At 63.8% G+C, this 20,178-nt stretch carries 18 protein-coding genes; 12 read left to right on the top strand and 6 right to left on the bottom strand.

Annotation, left to right across the window (positions count from 1 at the left end):
• The first annotated feature begins 124 nt into the window (after positions 1-124).
• Positions 125-961, top strand: coding sequence for a S1-like domain-containing RNA-binding protein (locus V3314_RS23290; protein WP_338459685.1), 837 nt, complete (start codon positions 125-127; stop codon positions 959-961).
• On the opposite strand, the gene V3314_RS23285 is transcribed toward V3314_RS23290, so the two are convergent.
• Positions 962-1,342, bottom strand: a complete 381-nt coding sequence (locus V3314_RS23285) for a hypothetical protein (protein WP_013973727.1) — start codon at positions 1,340-1,342, stop codon at positions 962-964.
• 186 nt (positions 1,343-1,528) lie between these two features.
• Here V3314_RS23285 and V3314_RS23280 point away from each other — a divergent pair, with 186 nt between their 5' ends.
• The 3 genes from V3314_RS23280 (at position 1,529) to def (ending at position 3,421) form a co-directional block, all read left to right on the top strand.
• The gene (locus tag V3314_RS23280; protein ID WP_015271319.1) at positions 1,529-1,708 is read left to right on the top strand and encodes a CsbD family protein; all 180 of its coding nucleotides are present in this window, start codon (positions 1,529-1,531) and stop codon (positions 1,706-1,708) included.
• 220 nt (positions 1,709-1,928) lie between these two features.
• Positions 1,929-2,888, top strand: a complete 960-nt coding sequence (locus V3314_RS23275; RefSeq protein ID WP_338459684.1) for a YihY/virulence factor BrkB family protein — start codon at positions 1,929-1,931, stop codon at positions 2,886-2,888.
• Positions 2,885-3,421, top strand: coding sequence for a peptide deformylase (gene def / locus V3314_RS23270; protein ID WP_135003020.1), 537 nt, complete (start codon positions 2,885-2,887; stop codon positions 3,419-3,421). The genes V3314_RS23275 and def overlap by 4 nt, the downstream gene beginning before the upstream one ends.
• Here the strand turns inward: def and V3314_RS23265 are convergent.
• Entirely contained in the window at positions 3,376-3,744 is a 369-nt protein-coding gene (locus V3314_RS23265; protein WP_046614689.1) for a GNAT family N-acetyltransferase, read from the bottom strand. The genes def and V3314_RS23265 overlap by 46 nt on opposite strands.
• A 354-nt stretch (positions 3,745-4,098) precedes the next feature.
• On the opposite strand from V3314_RS23265, the gene V3314_RS23260 reads away from it, so the two are divergent.
• From V3314_RS23260 to V3314_RS23240, 5 genes are all read left to right on the top strand, one after another.
• Positions 4,099-4,356, top strand: coding sequence for a DUF2790 domain-containing protein (locus V3314_RS23260; protein ID WP_004375752.1), 258 nt, complete (start codon positions 4,099-4,101; stop codon positions 4,354-4,356).
• Between the two features lie 261 nt (positions 4,357-4,617).
• On the top strand, positions 4,618-5,043 hold the full coding sequence (locus V3314_RS23255; RefSeq protein WP_135002386.1) for a nuclear transport factor 2 family protein: 426 nt from the start codon (positions 4,618-4,620) through the stop codon (positions 5,041-5,043).
• Between the two features lie 44 nt (positions 5,044-5,087).
• Positions 5,088-5,432: a YciI family protein gene (locus V3314_RS23250; protein WP_046614687.1), complete on the top strand. Its 345-nt coding sequence runs from the start codon at positions 5,088-5,090 to the stop codon at positions 5,430-5,432.
• Between the two features lie 21 nt (positions 5,433-5,453).
• Positions 5,454-5,939, top strand: coding sequence for an SRPBCC family protein (locus V3314_RS23245; RefSeq protein WP_046614686.1), 486 nt, complete (start codon positions 5,454-5,456; stop codon positions 5,937-5,939).
• Positions 5,939-7,177, top strand: coding sequence for an RNA polymerase sigma factor (locus tag V3314_RS23240; RefSeq protein ID WP_338459683.1), 1,239 nt, complete (start codon positions 5,939-5,941; stop codon positions 7,175-7,177). Before V3314_RS23245 ends, V3314_RS23240 begins: the two co-directional genes overlap by 1 nt.
• Before the next feature lie 126 nt (positions 7,178-7,303).
• Here V3314_RS23240 and V3314_RS23235 read toward each other — a convergent pair whose 3' ends face one another.
• Together V3314_RS23235 and V3314_RS23230 are read right to left on the bottom strand one after the other, a co-directional pair.
• Positions 7,304-7,774, bottom strand: coding sequence for a MaoC family dehydratase (locus V3314_RS23235; RefSeq protein WP_196182458.1), 471 nt, complete (start codon positions 7,772-7,774; stop codon positions 7,304-7,306).
• A 34-nt stretch (positions 7,775-7,808) separates the two neighbouring features.
• Positions 7,809-8,753: an alpha/beta hydrolase gene (locus V3314_RS23230; RefSeq protein ID WP_046614684.1), complete on the bottom strand. Its 945-nt coding sequence runs from the start codon at positions 8,751-8,753 to the stop codon at positions 7,809-7,811.
• A gap of 219 nt (positions 8,754-8,972) precedes the next feature.
• On the opposite strand from V3314_RS23230, the gene fadD2 reads away from it, so the two are divergent.
• Both fadD2 and fadD1 read left to right on the top strand, forming a co-directional pair.
• A complete protein-coding gene (gene fadD2 / locus V3314_RS23225) occupies positions 8,973-10,661 on the top strand; it encodes a long-chain-fatty-acid--CoA ligase FadD2 (protein WP_338459681.1) in 1,689 nt (562 codons plus the stop codon).
• A gap of 358 nt (positions 10,662-11,019) precedes the next feature.
• Positions 11,020-12,717 carry a long-chain-fatty-acid--CoA ligase FadD1 gene (gene fadD1 / locus V3314_RS23220; protein WP_046614682.1) on the top strand — a complete coding sequence of 566 codons (1,698 nt, stop codon included), beginning with the start codon at positions 11,020-11,022 and terminating at the stop codon, positions 12,715-12,717.
• 149 nt (positions 12,718-12,866) lie between these two features.
• On the opposite strand, the gene V3314_RS23215 is transcribed toward fadD1, so the two are convergent.
• A complete protein-coding gene (locus tag V3314_RS23215; RefSeq protein WP_085602092.1) occupies positions 12,867-14,174 on the bottom strand; it encodes an FAD-binding oxidoreductase in 1,308 nt (435 codons plus the stop codon).
• Between the two features lie 24 nt (positions 14,175-14,198).
• Positions 14,199-15,563 carry a glutamine synthetase family protein gene (locus tag V3314_RS23210; RefSeq protein WP_338459678.1) on the bottom strand — a complete coding sequence of 455 codons (1,365 nt, stop codon included), beginning with the start codon at positions 15,561-15,563 and terminating at the stop codon, positions 14,199-14,201.
• Between the two features lie 534 nt (positions 15,564-16,097).
• Between V3314_RS23210 and hrpA the strand changes: the two genes are divergently transcribed.
• On the top strand, positions 16,098-20,003 hold the full coding sequence (gene hrpA / locus V3314_RS23205) for an ATP-dependent RNA helicase HrpA (RefSeq protein WP_196188619.1): 3,906 nt from the start codon (positions 16,098-16,100) through the stop codon (positions 20,001-20,003).
• Positions 20,004-20,178 lie beyond the last annotated feature (175 nt).

The raw sequence follows: 20,178 nt of genomic DNA, 5'->3' as shown, positions 1-20,178 counted from the left end.
TTCCTTGCGGGGGCTTGCCCGACGGTAGACGCAAAGAGGCGCTGACGGTTCCACTGCATCAGCGGTCGGGCGGCGCGCTGGCTTCAGGTGTAGAATAGTCGCCTTGTCTTGAGGAACATCGGAAATGGCTCTGCTTGGGCGTTACAACAGTTTGCAAATCGTGAAACACGTGGACTTCGGCCTGTACCTGGACGGCGGCGCCGACGGCGAGATCCTGCTGCCCGGGCGCTACATCCCGAAAAACGCCGAAACCGAAGTGGATGACTGGCTGAACGTGTTCATCTACCTGGACAGCGAAGACCAGCTGATCGCCACCACCGAAAAGCCCAAGGTGCAGGTTGGCGAGTTCGCCAGCCTCAAGGTCAAGGACATCAACGGTGCCGGCATCTTCCTCGACTGGGGCCTGTCGAAGGACCTGCTGATGCCGTACTCGGAAGAGGCGCGGCCGCTGAAGATCGGCGACTACTGCGTGGTGCACGTATACCTCGACAAGCGCACCCGCCGCATCACTGCCACCTCTCGCCTGGACCGTTACCTGGACCGCACCCCGGCGGACTACCAGGTAGGCCAGCCGGTCGAACTTCTGGTGGCCGGCGAGACGCCAATGGGCTTCAAGGCGATTATCAACAACCGCCACTGGGGCCTGATCCACAAGAACGAGGTGTTCAAGTTCCTGCGCTCGGGCATGCATGAGAAGGGTTTCATCAAGGAAGTGCGCGCGGACGGCAAGATCGCCTTGAGCCTGCAGCCGGTCGGCGCTGCCCTGGCCGATAGCCTGCAGGAGCAGATCATGGTGCGCCTGGAGGCCGAAGGCGGAGTGCTGGGGGTGTGCGACAAGAGCGATCCGGCGTTGATCAGCAAGCTGTTCAACGTCAGCAAGGGCAACTTCAAGAAGGCCATTGGCGGGTTGTTCAAGCAAGGCCGCATCGTCATCCATGACGATCGCATCGAGAAGGCCTGATCAGGCCTGCACGAAGGTACGGAAGTCCAGCTGCTCGCCACCCGGGCGGGTGTCGCGCAGCAGCGAGTCGCGGTCGGCGCTGAGGGCCAGGCTGATGGTCGAGCGGCGCTTGCCAGGGTTGCGCACTTCCATCTGTTCCTGGTGAGCACGCAGGAAGTTGGTCGGCACCTTCAAGTGCTGCAGCTCGTCGCTTTCCGGGGTGTGCAGCAGCAGGTTGACCCAGTCGGGCTGGCCCTTGCGCAGCAGCGCCACCGGCACCTCGAACCACCACAGGTTGCGCTTGCGGTCGAGGATGGCGAACAGGGTGTTGCTGCTGGTCAGCACCGGGCGGGCCAGTGCTTCGTTGCGCCGGGCGATGGCGGCGGGTTTGTCGAGTTTCATGCAGGTTCCTGCGGGTTGACGCTATGAAGGCCTGCATTGTGAGGGGTGGCGGGTAGCGGGGCAAGGTTTGCCAACCGCCTTGCCGTTCGGCTCGAGGGCGAGAAAACTGTTGGAACGCTTGGCGAAGGCGTTGGGTCCACCGACTGTCGGCACGGTCCACGTGCCCCCAATTGCAGGAGTTTTGCCATGAGCGGTACCAAAGACAAAGCGAAAGGCCTGGCCAACGAAGCGATCGGCAACGTCAAGCAGGGTGTCGGCAAAGTGACCGACAACGAGCGACTGCGGGCCGAGGGTGAAGCGCAGGAGCTCAAGGGCGAGGGGCAACAGATCAAGGGCAACGTGAAGGACGCGGTGAAAAAGCCTTGATGTAAGTGGCCTGTCCCGGCCTTTTCCCGGGCGAACCCGCTCCCACAGGTGCTGCACAGACTTCACGCACTGTGCAGCACCTGTGGGAGCGGGTTTACCCGCGAAGAGGCCGGTACTGGCGTAAGCAAATTCTTGCAGCATGGCCGGGATCAGCACAGTAACGGCATGGTCTATTAGACTTACCGTGGTACTCACGAATCGAGCGGCGAAAGGAGACGCTATGATTTTCCCCGACCTGCGCGGTCTGCCCCTGCACCGCGTGCTGGTACGCACCGTCAAGGAATTCCTCGACGACGAAATGTCGACCTACGCTTCCGCGCTGGCCTACCAGATGCTGTTTTCGTTATTCCCCTTCCTGCTATTCCTGATCGCCCTGATCGGTTTCCTGCACCTGCCGGACTTCTTCTCCTGGCTGCGCCTTCAATCGGAGCTGGTGCTGCCACCCCAGGCGCTGGAGCAGGTGAACCCGGTGATCGACCAGTTGCAGCAGTCCAAGGGCGGGCTGCTGTCGGCGGGTATCGTGATTGCCCTGTGGACTGCATCGGCGGGTGTGCGCTTGATGATGAGCGCGATGAACGCCGCCTACGATGTGCCCGAGGGCCGCCCCGTGTGGAAGCGCATCCCGTTGTCGATCGTCTACACCGTAGGCATTGCCGGCATGTTGCTGGTGGCTGCGGCGCTGATGGTGCTGGGGCCGCAGGTGATGGAGTGGATTGCCGCCCAGATCGGCATGCAGGAGGTGATCGTCACGGTGTGGACCATTCTGCGCTGGCCGGCAATCATCATCCTGATGATGGTGGCGGTTGCGCTGATCTACTACGTGATGCCCGATGTGAAGCAGCAGTTCCGCTTCATCACCCCGGGCTCGGTGCTGGCGGTGGTGGTTTGGATCGTGGCGTCGCTGGGCTTTGCCTACTACGTGAAGACCTTTGCCGACTACAACGCCATGTACGGCAGTATCGGTGCAATCATCGTGCTATTGCTGTATTTCTATATCTCTGCTGCCGTTTTGCTGCTGGGCGCGGAGATGAACGCAGTGATCGAACACATGTCGAGCGAGGGCAAGAACCCTGGCGAGAAGGACGTCGATGAGCACAAGCCCCGCGAGACCATTAGCGTGCTGGGCCATGAGCACCCGGTACCGAGCGAGCACCAATCTTCAGAGCCGACACCCCGATGATCCGTGACATTCTCAAGATGGGCGACGAACGCCTGCTGCGCATCGCCCCACCAGTGCCCGAGCACCTGCTCGGCAGTGCCGAACTGCAGCAACTGATCGACGACATGTTCGAAACCATGCGCCATGTGGGCGGCGTGGGGCTGGCCGCGCCACAGATCGGCATCGACCTGCAGCTGGTGATCTTCGGCTTCGAGCGCAGCGAGCGCTACCCGGATGCCGAACCGGTGCCGCAGACCATCCTGCTCAACCCGGTCATCACGCCGACATCCAGCGAGATCGAGGATGGTTGGGAAGGCTGCCTTTCAGTGCCCGGCCTGCGCGGTGTGGTGCCGCGTTTCAAGCACATCTGCTATGAAGGCATCGACCCCCATGGCAATCCGATCAACCGCTTTGCCGACGGCTTCCATGCGCGGGTGGTGCAGCATGAATGTGACCACCTGATCGGTCGGTTGTACCCGTCACGCATCCAGGACTTTTCCCGGTTCGGCTACACCGAGGTGCTGTTCCCCGGGCTCGACGCCAGCGACGACTGACCTCGTTGCAGTGCCACCAGGCGCTTGCTGCGCTGATAGCGTTGCAAGCGGCCAGCCAGGGCTTCCGGCAGCTGCAGGGCCATGTCGAAGCCCAGGCGCTGGTAGAAGGGCGCAAGGTCCGGGTGGCAGAACAGCCAGGTGGGCCCGCCAGCCTGCGCCAGCGCCGCCTCGACCAACCGCCCGGCCACCCCCTGGCTGCGCCGCTGCGGGTCGACGAACAACCCGGTCAGCCAGAAGCCATCGCCCACCGGGCTCAGGCTCAAGCCTGCGATGATGCCGGGGCCCCGCGCCACCCACAGCTCAGCATCGCCCGCAGCACGCATGCGTGAGCCGTGCTGACGGTAGAAGTGGTCCAGCAGCCGGCGTTCCGGGGCCGAAAGCTTCGAACAGTATAAATTTTCAGAAATTGCTCGCCCTGCCCTGAAAGGTGGCCAGAGGCTCTGGCCCGATGTTTTGCGGTGAACTTGTCGCAGATTGTTGCATATCTGGCAAGGGTGAATGTCCGAGTTCGGGGTTCAACTATTCCAGGCCGGGAGTAGACTTTTACTCATCCCCACTGGCAGTACGAAGCGGGATCGGTACTTCGTGCCATCTTCACCGCAGATGGCAACTTCTCCGCGCCGGGCACGGCAATAGAAGTCAATCGATCAGCTTGAATGCTCAAAAGGCAGACTCACATGAAACCATTACTGATTCTTGCATTGGTCGGTATGTCCTCGTTCGCCCTCGCCGATGAGGCCAGACCCGTCTCCAGCGAGCCCGTCGCCCAGCAGTACGACTACTCCATGAACCTGGACATCAAGCGGGTGATCAACCTGTCGACCATCCCCAACGTCTGCGAAGTGGTACCTGCGACCATGACTTACGAAGACCACCAGGGCCAGGTGCACACCATTCAGTACCGGGCCATGGGTGAGGGGTGCCAGCAGGGTTGAGCCCGCCAAGGACCCGCCACAGCATTTTCAGCACCTGTGGGATCGAGCGCCGCCCGCGCGGCGCTCGGTCTCACAGGCGCCACATCACCCAAGGCATGCACCTTGTCGCCCCTATGCAATTCCCCGATATGCATTTCAAACCACAATCAACCCAGAATAATTTCCTCGACCTGTCGATTCCTGCGTCCCCCGTTCGACCATAGGTGAGAGCACGTTGCACCCCCGTGCCCAATCACCCATGACCTGTCGGAGGAACCCCCGATGAGCACCGCAGCCGAAACCGAGATCCGCCAATTGATCGAGCGCTGGATGCAGGCCGTGCGCGACCGCGACATCCCCAACATCGTCGCTCCCTATGCCGACGATATTGTCGCCTTCGATGCCATCCAGGCCCTGCAATTCAAAGGCAAGGCAACCTACCAGGCGCATTGGGAGATGTGCATGAACATGTGCCCCGGCCAGATGGTTTTCGAATTCGCTGAACTTACCGTGCATGCCGATGGCGACCTGGCCCTGGCGCACTGGCTGAACCGCTGTGGCCCAGCGGACAACGAAAGCCAGTGCGGCTTCATGCGCGCCACCGTGGGCTATCGTCGTCAAGGTGGCCAGTGGCAGGTAATCCACGAACACTGGTCGGCGCCATTCGACATGGCAACTCAGAAAGCCCTGTTCGATCTCAAGCCCTGAGCCGTTATCGCCAAACGCACTTTGCCAATGCCCTGGAGGTGACCATGAAATACCTGTGCCTGGTCTATTGTGACGAGGGGCTGCTGCACAGCTTGCCCGACAGCCCGGAAGACGCCGAATGCATGGCGTATGCCGAATCCATCCAAGGCTCCGGGCGAATGCTGGCGGCCGAGGCGCTGAAGCCGGTGCAGACCGCCACCACCGTGCGCGTGCGCAACGGGCACATGAGCCTGACCGACGGCCCGTTCGCCGAGACCAAGGAGCAACTGGCGGGCTTCTACCTGGTGGAAGCCCGCGACCTGAACGAGGCGCTGAACATCGCCAAGGGCATCCCCGCCGCGCGGGTCGGCAGTGTCGAGGTGCGGCCGGTGCGCGAACTGCAACCCTGACAGCAATGGAGACTTAACAGCATGAGCCTTGCACACCCCGCGCAAGCGCAACACGAGTTGTCCATCAGCCGCCTGATCGACGCGCCACCGGCCAAGGTGTTCCGCGCCTGGACCGAGCCCCAGTGGCTGATGCAGTGGTGGGGGCCGCACGGCATGACCACCCCGGAGTGCGAGATGCAGCTGTGGAGCGGTGGCCTGTTCCGCACCCTGATGCGGGCGCCGGATGGCAGCGAGTATCCGAACCAGGGCGTGTTCCTGGAAATCGCCGCGCCGCGGCGTCTGGTGTTCACCGATGCCTTCGGCCCAGGCTGGGTACCTTCGGACAAGGCCTTCATGACTGCCGTGATCAGTTTTGACGAGGAGCAGGGCAAAACCCGCTACACCGCCCGCGCCTGGCACTGGAATGCCGCCGATTGCCGCGCCCATGAGGAAATGGGCTTCCACCAGGGTTGGGGAGAAAGCCTGGACCGCCTGGTGGAGGTGGTGACCCAGCGGATGCCCGACTGATGTCGGCACTGGCGCAGGTACGTGCCGAGGTCGAGGCGGTCTACCGGAGCGAGTCACGGCGCATCCTGGCGACACTGATCCGCCTTCTGGGTGATTTCGACCTGGCCGAGGAGGCCATGCACGATGCCTTCTTCATCGCCGTCGAGCGCTGGCAGCGCGACGGTATTCCCGATAACCCGCGGGCGTGGCTGGTGTCCACCGGCCGCTTCAAGGCCATCGATGCGTTGCGTCGACGGGCCCGATTCGACCGTTCCCAGGCAGACCTGAGCATGCTGCTCGACGGCCAGGCACAGGACCCCAGCGAGGAAGAACTGCTGGCTGACGACCGTCTGCGGCTGATCTTCACCTGCTGCCACCCGTCCTTGTCCGCCGATGCCCAGGTGCCGCTGACCCTGCGCGAAGTCTGCGACCTGACCACCGAGCAGATTGCCCGTGCATTCCTGCAGAGCCCGGCCACCATCGCCCAGCGCATCGTGCGCGCCAAGGCCAAGATCCGCGATGCCGGCATCCCTTATCAGGTGCCGGAGCTGAACGAACTGCCCGAGCGGCTGGAGAGCGTGCTGCGGGTGATCTACCTGGTGTTCAACGAGGGCTATTCGGCGTCGTCGGGCGAGGCGCTGTTGCAGCAGGAACTGAGCGACGAAGCCATTCGCCTGGCGCGGCTGCTGGTGCAGTTGCTGCCCGACCCGGAGGCGGTCGGCCTGCTGGCCTTGATGTTGCTGCAGGCGTCCCGGCAGCGGGCACGTACCGATGGCCGGGGCAACCTGGTATTACTGGAGTATCAGGACCGCAGCCTGTGGGACCGGCAACGCATCGTAGAAGGCTGCGAGCTGGTGCGTCAGGCCCTGCAAAGCCGGGCGTTTGGTGCCTATACCGTGCAGGCAGCGATTGCAGCGGTACATGCCGAAGCGGCGACCGCCGATGCGACCGACTGGGCGGAGATCGTCGGGCTGTATGACGTGTTGCAGCGGCATTGGCCGTCAGCAGTGGTAGAGCTGAACCGGGCCGTGGCGCTGGCGAAGCGGGATGGGCCGGAGGCTGGCCTGCGGGAGGTCGAAGGGATTCTGGCGCGGGGTGAACTGCTGGACTATCACCTGGCCCATGCGGCGCGGGCCGAGCTGTATTACCAGCTGGGGCATGTGGAGCAGGCGCGTGCGGCCTGGCGGCAGGCGCTGGCGCTGACCCGGCAGGAGCCGGAGCGCAGGCATATCGAGCGGCGGTTGCAGGCTATCGAATGATGTTTGCTTTACCGGCCTTATCGCCGGCAAGCCAGCTCCCACAGGGTCATCACAGGCTTGAACATTGTGGTGATCCGGTGGGAGCTGGCTTGCCGGCGATAGGGCCGGTGCTGCCTACATCACTTTTCAGCTAGCCACAAAATTCGGCGGCGAAACCAGTTCGACGGTCTGCTGCTTGCGCGGCGCCAGGATCTCGGCCTCGCCCTGGACCACCAGCTCATCATTCTGGTTGAACACATTGGTGGCGATGCGCACCTTGAACTTGGGCAGCTTCTCCAGGATTTCCAGGCGCACGGTCAGGGTATCGCCAATTTTCACCGGCTTCTGGAAGCTCATTTGCTGGCCCAGGTAGATGGTGCCAGGGCCAGGCAGGGTGCAGGCCACTGCAGCACTGATCAGCGCGCCGCTGAACATGCCGTGGGCAATGCGCTCGCGGAACATGCTCTTGGCAGCGAACTCGGCGTCCAGGTGTACCGGGTTGTGGTCACCGGACATCGCGGCGAACAACTGGATGTCGCGTTCTTCGACGGACTTCTTGTACTCGGCCTTCTGGCCGACTTCGAGGGCTTCGTAAGGCGTGTTGGTGACCTGGGACATCGGGGCTTCCTTAAGCGGTAGGCGAGGGCGGCTATCATTCACTGCGCACAGGGCGGCCTAGAGCCAGTGCCTGTTCGAGCCAGCCGAGAATATCGGCGGTGACCTCGTCACGGTTGGTTTCGTTGAGTACTTCGTGTCGCGCCTCAGGATAGATGCGCAGCTGTACATGTCGATTGCCGGTCGCGCGCAGGGCGTCGACCAGGTGGGTGAGACGCTTGCCGGCACTGACCGGATCACATTCACCACCGATAACCAGCAGCGGCAGGTTCGGATCGATCTGCGCGAGGTTACTCGGCTGGCTGATCTGCGCCAAGCCTTGCAGCAGGTCGAGCCACAACTGGTTGCTGCAACGAAAGCCGCAGAGCGGGTCTTTGACGTACAGGTCGACCTGCGCCGGGTCGCGGCTGAGCCAGTCGAACGCCGTGCGGTTGGGCTTGAAGGCCTTGTTGAACGAGCCGAACGACAACCACTCGATCAGCGCGCTCTTGCCCAGCGGCCCCTGGCGCCAGGCTTCCAGCCGGGCAATCAGCCGCGCCACGCGGTACAGCGCCGCTGGCTGATAGTTGGAGCCGCTGAGGATCGCCCCATGCAGGCTGCCACTGTGGTGCAGCAGATAGGCCTGGGCGATGTAACTGCCCATGCTGTGGCCGAACAGGAACAGCGGCGTGCACGGGTACTGCTGGCCGATGTGCTGCGCCAGCAGCCCGAGGTCGTTGACCACGGCATTCCAGCCATGATGGCGGGCGAACAGGCCGAGGCTGCCCAGTTCGGCGGTGCGCCCATGGCCGCGTTGGTCGGCGGCGAACAGGGCGAAGCCGGCCTCGCTCAAGGCATGGCCCAGGTGCTGGTAGCGCCCGGCATGCTCGGCCATGCCGTGGGCCAGCAACACAACGGCTTTTACCGGTGTGGCTGGCAACCATTGGTGCACATACAGGCTGCAGTGCTCGCTGGCGGGCAGCCAGAAGGCGTCGTGAGGCATGGCGGGTCCTTGTGCGCACAGATACCCGAACAGTGTATGCACAACCGACCGGATTGCAGGAAGGGCACAAATAAGATTCACAATGTTAATGGCGGCACTTGGCGTATATGCCGCCTTGGGCTTACCTGCTAACGTCGGATAAACGCCTTTTCGCTTTCGGGCGGGCAGGTGAAAGGACTACAGGACTCACAGCAGGTCCAGGCAGAGGAACAATAATAAATGCAAGCCGACTTCTGGAATGACAAGCGCCCGGCGGGCGTACCTTCTACCATCGATATCAATGCCTACACCTCGGTCGTCGAGGTGTTCGAGCGCTCCTGCAAACGCTTCGCCGACCGCCCGGCCTTCAGCAACCTGGGCGTGACCCTGACCTACGCGGAGCTGGAGCGCCACTCGGCGGCCTTCGCCGCCTGGTTGCAGCAGCACACCGACCTCAAGTCGGGCGACCGCATCGCGGTGCAGATGCCCAACGTGCTGCAATACCCCATCGCCGTGTTCGGTGCCCTGCGCGCAGGCCTGATCGTGGTCAACACCAACCCGCTGTACACCGAGCGCGAGATGCGCCACCAGTTCAAGGACAGCGGTGCGCGTGCGCTGGTGTACCTGAACATGTTCGGCAAGCGCGTGCAGGAGGTGCTTCCCGATACCGGCATCGAGTACCTGATCGAGGCGAAGATGGGCGACTTGCTGCCCACCGCCAAGGGCTGGTTGGTCAACACGGTGGTCGACAAACTGAAGAAGATGGTACCTGCCTACCACCTGCCCCAGGCGGTGCAGTTCAAGCAGGTGCTGCGCCAGGGCCGCGAGTCGTCGCACAAGCCGGTGCCACTGAGCCTGGACGACATCGCCGTGCTGCAATACACCGGCGGCACTACCGGCCTGGCCAAGGGCGCCATGCTCACCCACGGCAACCTGGTGGCCAACATGCTGCAGGTGCTGGCCTGCTTCTCGCAGCACGGGCCGGACGGGCAGAAGCTGATCAAGGACGGCCAGGAAGTGATGATCGCGCCGCTCCCGCTGTACCACATCTATGCCTTTACCGCGAACTGCATGTGCATGATGGTCACCGGCAACCACAACGTGCTGATCACCAACCCTCGGGATATTTCCGGCTTCATCAAGGAGCTGGGCAAATGGCGTTTCTCCGCCTTGCTGGGCCTGAACACGCTGTTCGTCGCGCTGATGGACCACCCGGGCTTCCGTCAGCTCGACTTTTCGGCGCTGAAGGTCACCAACTCCGGCGGCACCGCGCTGGTCAAGGCCACGGCCGAACGCTGGGAGGCGCTTACCGGTTGCCGCATCGTCGAAGGCTACGGGCTGACCGAAACCTCTCCGGTGGCCAGCACCAACCCCTATGGCCAGCTGGCGCGTCTGGGCACGGTGGGCATCCCGGTGGCCGGCACCGCCTTCAAGGTGATCGACGATGACGGCAACGAGTTGCCGCTGGGCGAACGGGGCGAGCTGTGCATCAAGGGCCCGCAGGTGATGAAAGGCTACTGGCAGCAGCCCGAGGCCACGGCCCAGGCCCTGGATGCGGAGGGCTGGTTCAAGACCGGCGACATCGCGGTGATCGACCCGGACGGCTTCACCCGCATCGTCGATCGCAAGAAGGACATGATCATCGTCTCGGGTTTCAACGTGTACCCCAACGAGATCGAGGATGTGGTGATGGGGCATCCCAAGGTTGCCAACTGTGCTGCCATCGGCGTGCCGGACGAGCGCTCCGGAGAGGCGGTGAAGCTGTTCGTGGTGCCGCGCGAGGGCGGGCTGAGCGTGGATGAGCTGAAGGCCTACTGCAAGGCCAACTTCACCGGTTACAAGGTGCCCAAGCACATCGTGCTGCGCGAGTCGTTGCCGATGACGCCGGTGGGCAAGATCCTGCGGCGGGAGCTGCGCGACATAGCTTGATACCGGGTTGGCTTCTTCGCGGGCTTGCCCGCTCCCACAGGTACTGCACAGCATTCGAGAACTGTGAGGTCCCTGTGGGAGCGGGCAAGCCCGCGAATGCCGTGAAACCGCTCTAAAAGGCTATTTATAGCCCGATCTGCGACATTTTGGATAATTACTCTAAAAATGACCTGTATTGTTCATTGAGTCATTTTTGTGACCGTGAGGCCTGTTTTGGCCTCTAGGCGACCCCAGGCAAAGCTGTTACTCTCGGCCCGCTTTCAGATGATCCGGTTTGCAACGAGCCGTCATCTCATATCAATAATAAGCGCATCGACGCGTGAATCGAACTTCGCTGTTGCTGAAGGAGTGGGCTTCCATGATCGAACATTTTTGGAAGGATAAGTACCCAGCCGGGATTACGGCGGAAATCAATCCTGACGAATTCCCCAATATCCAGGCGGTACTCAAGCAATCCTGCCAACGCTTTGCCGACAAACCGGCCTTTAGCAACCTGGGCAAGACTATCACTTATGGCGAGCTGTATGCGCTGTCGGGGGCGTTTGCCGCCTGGTTGCAGCAGCATACCGACCTCAAGCCGGGTGACCGTATTGCCGTGCAGCTGCCTAATGTACTGCAATACCCGGTGGCGGTCTTCGGTGCCATGCGTGCCGGGCTGATCGTGGTCAACACCAACCCGCTGTACACCGCACGGGAAATGGAACACCAGTTCAACGACTCCGGCGCCAAGGCCCTGGTGTGCCTGGCCAACATGGCCCACCTGGCCGAGAAGGTGGTGCCCAAGACCCAGGTCAGGCACGTCATCGTCACCGAAGTCGCCGACCTGTTGCCGCCGCTCAAGCGCCTGCTGATCAACAGCGTGATCAAGTACGTGAAGAAGATGGTGCCGGCCTACAATCTGCCGCGGGCCGTACGTTTCAACGATGCACTGGCGCTGGGCAAGGGCCAGCCGGTGACCGAGGCGAACCCGCAGGCCAACGACGTGGCGGTGCTGCAGTACACCGGTGGTACTACCGGTGTGGCCAAGGGCGCGATGCTGACCCACCGCAACCTGGTGGCCAACATGCTGCAGTGCCGGGCGCTGATGGGCTCCAACCTGCACGAAGGCTGCGAAATCCTCATCACTCCGCTGCCGCTGTACCACATCTACGCCTTTACCTTCCATTGCATGGCAATGATGCTGATCGGCAACCACAACGTGCTGATCAGCAACCCGCGTGACCTGCCGGCCATGGTCAAGGAGCTGGGCAAGTGGAAGTTCAGCGGCTTCGTCGGCCTCAACACCTTGTTCGTTGCCTTGTGCAACAACGAGGCGTTCCGTGCTCTGGACTTCTCGGCGTTGAAGATCACCCTGTCCGGCGGCATGGCCTTGCAGCTGAGCGTGGCCGAACGCTGGAAAGCCGTGACCGGCTGCGCCATCTGCGAAGGCTACGGCATGACCGAGACCAGCCCGGTGGCCGCGGTGAACCCGGCGGAAGCCAACCAGGTCGGCACCATCGGTATTCCGGTGCCGTCCACCCTGTGCAAGGTCATCGACGACAACGGCAACGAGCTGCCGCTGGGCGAGGTGGGCGAGTTGTGCGTCAAGGGCCCGCAGGTGATGAAGGGCTACTGGCAGCGCGAGGACGCCACCGCCGAGATCCTCGACAGCAATGGCTGGCTGAAGACCGGTGACATCGCCGTGATCCAGCCGGACGGCTACATGCGCATCGTCGACCGCAAGAAGGACATGATCCTGGTCTCGGGCTTCAACGTGTACCCCAACGAGCTGGAAGATGTGCTGGCGGCCTTGCCGGGCGTGCTGCAGTGCGCGGCTATCGGCGTGCCGGACGAGAAGTCCGGTGAAGTGATCAAGGTGTTCATCGTGGTCAAGCCGGGCATGACCGTGACCAAGGAACAGGTGATGGAGCACATGCGCGCCAACGTCACCGGCTACAAGGTCCCGCGCCAGATCGAGTTCCGCGATGCGCTGCCAACCACCAACGTGGGCAAGATCCTGCGCCGCGAACTGCGCGATGAAGAGCTGAAGAAACAGGGCTTGAAGAAGATCGCCTGATCAGAGCCCTGCACGCTCAGTGTGGGAGCGGCCTCGTGTCGCGAAAGGGCCGCGAAGCGGCCCCAGCAATTTCAGCATCACAGCTGAGACCCTGGGGCCGCTTTGCGGCCCTTTCGCGACACAAGGCCGCTCCCACAGAGACCGCGTAATCAGCGCAGTTTCTCCAGCATCTGGTAGTACCACATCCCCGCCGCCAGCAGCGGGTTGCCCAGCAAGTCCCCCATCGGCACCCGCACATGCTTGCACTGGGCAAAGGTGTCGAACTTCTCCAGCGTCCCGGTCAACGCCTCGGCCATGATCTCGCCCATGATGTGGCTGGTGGCAATCCCGTGCCCCGAATAACCCTGGCAATACCACACGTTGTCCGACAGCTTGCCCAACTGCGGGATGCGGTTGACCACGATGCCCATGGCGCAGCTCCACTGGAACTCGATCGGCACGCCTTTCAACGCCGGGAAGGTGCGCTCGATGCACGGGCGCAGTTCGCCTTCGATATCCCGTGAATCACGGCCGGAATAGTTGGCGCCACCGCCGAACAACAGGCGCTTGTCGGCGGTCAGGCGGTAGTAGTCGAGGACGAAGCGGCAGTCGTACACCGCCAGGTCCTGCGGGTTGATCTGTTCGGCCAGTTCCCCCAGCGGCGCGGTGGTGACGATGCCGCCCATGGCCGGGAAAATCTTGCCCTTGAGCTGGCGCTTTTCCAGTTTGTGGTACACATCGCCGGCCAGCATCACCTGGCGCGCCTCGACCCGCCCGTGGGCAGTGACCACCGCCGGGCGCGGGCCGTGGACGATGTCCAGCACCTCGGAGTTTTCGAATATCAGTGCCCCCAGGCCATGGGCGGCACGGGCCTCCCCCAAACACAGGTTGAGCGGGTGCAGGTGCAGGTTGCGCAGGTTCTTCAGAGCGCCCAGATACAGCGGGCTTTGCAGGTGCTCGGCGGTGCCATTGCGGTCCAGCAGTTGCACCTGCTCGCCCATGCCGCGCCGCCGGGCTTCGGCTTCGAATGCGCGCAGCTCCTCCATGTGCGAGGGCTTCATGGCCGCGTGCAGGTGTCCGTGCTTGAGGTCGCAGTCGATGCCGTACCGCGCCACGCGCTGCTCGATCACCTGGTGGCCGCGCCAACGCAAGTGCCAGATGAAGTCATCGACCTCGGCACCCAGGCGGTTGCGCATCTGCGAGCGCATGGCTTCGTCGCCCGACAGGCTGCCGGTGACCTGGCCGCCGTTGCGCCCGCTGGCACCCCAGCCGATGCGGTTGGTTTCGACGATGGCCACTTTCAGGCCACGTTCGGCCAGCTCCACCGCCGTGGCCACGCCGGTGAAGCCGCCGCCGATGATCGCCACATCCACCTGTACCGTGCCCTTGAGCTGCGGGTACTCGGTGTGGTCGTTGAGGGTGGCGCTGTAGTAGGACGGCGCGCGTTGCGCCGGGCCCTTGTTCAATGCTGCGTTCATGAGGGTTCCTTGTTATCTGGGGACTCAGGCCTGGTGCAGGTACCAGCGCCAGTCCTGCTCGCTGACTTCGGCCATGAACTGGCGGTACTCGGCGCGCTTGACCTTCAGGTATACGCCAAGGAAGTCCTCGCCCAGTGCTTCGCGAGCCCAGCTGGAGTGCTGCAGGGCGTCGAGGGCCGTCAACCAGTCGGTGGGCAGGTGTTCGGTGGCCTGGGCATAGCCGTTGCCTTCCACCGGCGCGCCCGGGTCCAGCTGTTCGCGGATGCCCCGATGGCTGGCGGCGAGGATCGCCGCAGCGGCCAGGTAGGGGTTGGCGTCGGCGCCGCAGATGCGGTGCTCCACATGCCGGCTGTTGGCTGGGCCGCCCGGTATGCGCAGGCTCACGGTGCGGTTGTCGACGCCCCAGGTCGGCGCCAGCGGGGCATAGCTGTTGGCCTGGAAGCGGCGGAACGAGTTGGCGTTGGGGCAGAACAGCAGCAGCGAGTCGCGCAGGTGGCGCAGCATGCCGGCCACGGCCTGGCGCAGCAGCGGGGTGCCGGCCTTGTCCTCACTGGCGAACAGGTTGTTGCCGGCGCTGTCGGCTAGGCTCAGGTGCATGTGCATGCCGGTACCGGCCAGTTGCGCGAACGGCTTGGCCATGAAGCAGGCCTGCATGCCATGGGCATGGGCCACGCCCTTGACCAGGCGCTTGTAGCGCACGGCCTGGTCCATTGCCTGCAGGGCGTCGCCGTGCTCGAGGGTGATTTCCACCTGGCCGGGGGCGTATTCCGAAATCGCCGTGCGGGCCGGGATGCCCTGAGCCTTGCAGGCGGCGTAGAGGTCAGCGAGGAACGGCTCGATCTGCTCCAGTTCACGCAGGCCATACACCTGGGTGGTGCGTGGGCGGCCGCCGTCGTTGTCCAGCGCCGGTTGCGGGCGGCCCTGGGCATCAGGTTGCTGGTCGAGCAGGTAGAACTCCAGCTCGCAGGCCATCACCGGACGGTAGCCGTCGTCCTTCAGGGCTTCGATGGTACGCAGCAGCACATGGCGCGGGTCGGCGATGCTGGCCGGCAGGCCCTCGCTTGGGTGCATGCTCACCTGCACCGCGGCGGTCGGCACCCGACGCCAGGGCAGGCGCACCAGGCTTCCTTCAAGCGGGTAGGCGCGGCAGTCGATATCGCCCACATCCCACACCAGGCCGGAGTTTTCCACGTCGTCGCCGTTCAGGGTCAGGCCAAGGATGGTGCTGGGCAGCGGCCGGCCGGTCTGGTAAACGGCCAGCAGTTCCTCGCGGTGCAGCAGTTTGCCGCGCGGCACGCCGTTGGCGTCGAGGATGAACAGTTCGAACAGTTCGATATCGGGGTTGTCGGCCAGAAAACGGCTGGCCTGCTCTACGGGTGCAAAGTGCATGATGGATTCGCTCACGGGCGCACGGAGCCACCGCGCATGCAGGCGGCCCGGCTGATTAAAACGGCCAGACGACGGCCGGGTTGGGTCAGGAAGGCGTGAGCGAGAAATCCGGTGGGCGTGCGTGACGGCAGTGCCAAAGGGCCCAGAAGGCGAGGATGATGTGGACCAGCGGATTTTCACCGGCATGGCGCCGGGCCTTCGGCAGCGAAGGGCGGGACAGCGGTGGGGCGATGGGCTGGACGGGAGTCATGCCTTTGATACTCACATGCGGCGTAAGGTTGATTAAAGCAGTGAATGGCAACCTTTACATCGCATATGGCTAAACATTTGGTTGCTTGTGCCGGCCTCTTCGCGGGCTTGCCCGCTCCCACAGGTTCCGCACAATCTTCAGTCACGTGGTGACCCCTGTGGGAGCGGGCAAGCCCGCGAAGAGGCCGGCACAGGCAGCAGAAAACCGGCAAATCTGCCACAATCGCGCATCCTTCGAATGCCGATCATGAAAAAGCAGGCCCACCTGCATCACTAAAAAGCCCCATGACTGACCACGCCATCGACAAACTGCTGCAAAACCTCGACCACGCCATGATCGCCGACCGCCATCGCCTGCGCCGGCAATTGCACGAACTGCGCAAGCGCCCCGACGAGGCGAAGCTGGCGCAGTGGGTGGAAAAGGTCCAGGCGTCCTGCGCCCAGGTCACCGCGCGCCAGCAGAGCGTGCCGACCGTGCGCTACGACGACAGCCTGCCCATCGCTGCCAAGCGTGACGAAATCAAGAAGGCCCTGGCCGAGCACCAGGTGCTGGTGATCGCCGGCGAAACCGGCTCGGGCAAGACCACCCAGTTGCCGAAGATCTGCCTCGAGCTGGGCCGTGGCAGCCATGGTTTGATCGCCCATACCCAGCCACGCCGGATCGCCGCCCGCAGCGTTGCCGCGCGGGTCGCCGAAGAGCTGGGCACGCCCCTGGGCGGGCTGGTTGGCTACCAGGTGCGCTTCGAGGACCAGAGCGACGCCAACACCCTGGTCAAGCTGATGACCGACGGCATTCTGCTGGCCGAAACCCAGCACGACCGTTTCCTCGAGCGCTACGACACGATCATCGTCGACGAAGCCCACGAGCGCAGCCTGAACATCGACTTCCTGCTCGGCTACCTGAAGACCCTGCTGCACCGCCGCCCGGACCTGAAGCTGATCATCACCTCGGCGACCATCGACCTGGAACGTTTCTCCAGGCACTTCGACGGCGCACCGATCATCGAGGTGTCCGGGCGTACCTTCCCGGTGGAAACCTGGTACCGCCCACTGACCAGCGAGCAGGACGAGGAGGGCAACCAGATCGAGGACGACCTCACCGTCGACCAGGCAATCCTCGCCACGCTGGACGAGCTTGCGCACCACGAACGAAGCGAGGGCAAAGGCCCCGGCGATGTGCTGATCTTCCTGCCGGGCGAGCGGGAGATCCGTGATGCCGCCGAGATCCTGCGCAAGGCGCAACTGCGCCACACCGAGATCCTGCCGTTGTACGCGCGCCTGTCGCCGGCCGAGCAGCAGCGCATCTTCCAGCCACACACCGGGCGCCGTGTGGTGCTGGCCACCAACGTCGCGGAAACCTCGTTGACCGTGCCTGGCATCCGCTACGTGATCGACACCGGTACCGCGCGCATCAGCCGCTACAGCTACCGCGCCAAGGTCCAGCGCCTGCCCATTGAGGCCGTGTCGCAGGCCAGTGCCAACCAGCGTAAGGGCCGCTGTGGCCGGGTCGAGCCGGGCATCTGCGTGCGCCTGTACAGCGAAGAGGATTTCAACAGCCGGCCGGCGTTCACCGACCCGGAGATCCTGCGCACCAACCTGGCGGCAGTGATCCTGCAGATGCTGCACCTGCGCCTGGGCGCAATCGATGCTTTCCCGTTCATCGAGCCGCCGGATGGCAAGGCCATCAGCGACGGTTTCAACCTGTTGCAGGAGCTGTCGGCGGTCAACCGCGAAAACCAGCTGACGCCGATCGGCCGCCAGCTGGCGCGCCTGCCGATCGACCCACGGCTGGGCCGCATGCTGCTCGAAGGCGCCCGCCTGGGCAGCCTGCAGGAAGTGCTGATCGTCACCAGCGCACTGTCGGTGCAAGACCCTCGCGAACGCCCGCCGGAGCGCCAGCAGGCCGCCGACCAGGCGCACGCGCAATGGAAGGACGTGGATTCCGACTTCGCCGCGCTGGTCAACCTGTGGCGTGGCTTCGAGGAACAGCGTCAGGCGTTGACCGCCAACCCGCTGCGTAACTGGTGCCGCAAGAATTTCCTGAACTACCTGCGCCTGCGCGAATGGCGCGATGCTCATCGCCAGTTGGCGCTGATCTGCCGTGATCTGCAGCTGACAGTGAACAAGGAGCCGTCCGACTACCCGAAAATGCACAAGGCCATTCTCAGTGGCCTGCTCAGCCAGATCGGCCAGAAGACCGAAGAGGGTGACTACCAGGGCGCCCGTCAGCGGCGCTTCTGGGTGCACCCGTCGTCGGGCCTGGGGCGCAAGCGCCCGCAGTGGGTGATGGCGGCCGAACTGGTCGAAACCACCAAGCTGTACGCACGCATGGTGGCCAGGATCGAGCCGGACTGGATCGAGCCGCTGGCCGGCCACCTGGTCAAGAAGAACCACTTCGAGCCGCATTGGGAGAAGAAGCGCGGGCAGGTGGTGGCCTACGAGCAGATCACCCTTTATGGCCTGATCCTTGTCGGCCGTCGGCCGGTGCATTTCGGCCCGATCGACCCGGTCACCTCGCGCGAGCTGTTCATCCGCGAAGGCCTGGTGGGTGGCGAAATCCAGTCGCGAGCCAAGTGCCTGACGGCCAACAAGCGCCTGCTGGAAGAGCTCGACGAACTGGAGGCCAAAGCCCGCCGCCGTGACATTCTGGCCGACGAAGAGACGTTGTACGCCTTCTACGAAGCGCGTCTGCCGGCGGAAATTCACCAGACCGCGACCTTCGACAGCTGGTACCGCATGGGCAGCCAGAAGGACGCCAACCTGCTGATCATGCGCGAGGAAGACGTGCTGGCCCGCGAGGCCAGCGAAGTCACCGCCGCGCAGTACCCCGACAGCATGCAGGTGGGCGAGCTGCGCCTGCCACTGAGTTACCACTTCGAGCCTGGCCACCCCCGCGATGGCGTGACCGTGCGGGTGCCGGCACCGCTGCTGCCGAGCCTGCCGGGCGAGCGCCTGGAATGGCTGGTGCCGGGCCTGCTGGAAGCCAAGTGCGTGGCGCTGGTGCGCAACCTGCCCAAGGCCCTGCGCAAGAACTTCGTGCCGGTGCCGGACTTCGTCAAGGCCTCGCTAGCGCGCATGACCTTCGGCCAGGGCGCATTGCCGCAGGCCTTGGGCCAGGAGCTGCTGCGCATGACCGGCGCCCGTGTGCCCGACGAGGCCTGGGACGAGTCGGTCAACCTGGTGGAAGGCCACCTGCGCATGAACATCGAAGTGGTCGATGGCCAGGGCAAGTTCCTGGGTGAAGGCCGCGACCTGGCCGAGCTGACCGCGCGCTTTGCCGCCGCCAGTCAGGCAGCGTTGGCCGTGCCGCGTGACGCCAAGAGCGAGCAGCCGGTGCAGGCCAAGGCTTTCAGCGAGGTGAAGCAGACCGCGCAGCAGAAGATCGCCGGCCTGTCGATGACCGTGTACCCGGCGCTGGTGGAAGAGGGCGGCACCGTGCGCGAAGGGCGCTTCTCGACCCAGGCAGAGGCCGAGTTCCAGCACCGCCGCGCCTTGCAGCGCTTGTTGCTGCAGCAGCTGGCCGAGCCGGCCAAGTACCTGCGTGGCAAGCTGCCTGGGCTGACCGAGCTGGGCCTGCTGTACCGTGAAATGGGTCGGGTCGAGGCGCTGGTCGAGGACATTCTGCTGGCAAGCCTGGACAGCTGCATCCTCGAAGGCGAACAGCCGCTGCCACGCGACGGTGCGGCACTGGCTGGCCTGGCCGAGCGCAAGCGCGGCAGCTGGGCCGAGCATGCCGAGCGCCTGGCACGGCAGACATTGGAAGTGCTGAAGCTGTGGCATGGGCTGCAGAAGCGCTTCAAGGGCAAGATCGACCTGAGCCAGGCGGTGGCGCTGAACGACATCAAGCAACAGCTCGGCAACCTGGTGTACCCGGGCTTCGTGCGCGAGACCCCTGGGGGCTGGTTCAAGGAGCTGCCGCGTTACCTCAAGGCGGTGGAACTGCGCCTGGAGAAGCTGGGTTCGCAGGTGCAGAAGGACCGTGTGTGGAGCGGCGAGCTGGCCAACCTGTGGGCGCAGTACAAGGCCCGTGCCGACAAGCATGCCCAGGAAGGCAAGCGCGATGAGCAACTGACGGTGTACCGCTGGTGGCTGGAGGAATATCGGGTGTCGTTGTTTGCCCAGCAGTTGGGGACCAAGGTGCCGATTTCGGACAAGCGATTGAGCAAGCAATGGAGCCAGGTGGAGGGCTAAACTTCCACAGTTGTGGCAATATTGATGCAATTTGGGGCCGCCTGGCGGCCCCTTCGCAGGTATAGCAGTGTCCTCAGGGAGCGGTGCGATCCCTGTGGGAGCGGGCATGCCCGCGAACGAGGGTACAGACCTCGCCTTTAAATTGGCACTAAAGTGCCATTAACCTGTCATGTTT

Source organism: Pseudomonas sp. TE3-3-F2023, assembly GCF_036784815.1.
In the GTDB taxonomy this organism is placed as follows: domain Bacteria; phylum Pseudomonadota; class Gammaproteobacteria; order Pseudomonadales; family Pseudomonadaceae; genus Aquipseudomonas; species Aquipseudomonas pudica.
This window is presented reverse-complemented; position numbering and strand designations above follow the sequence as displayed.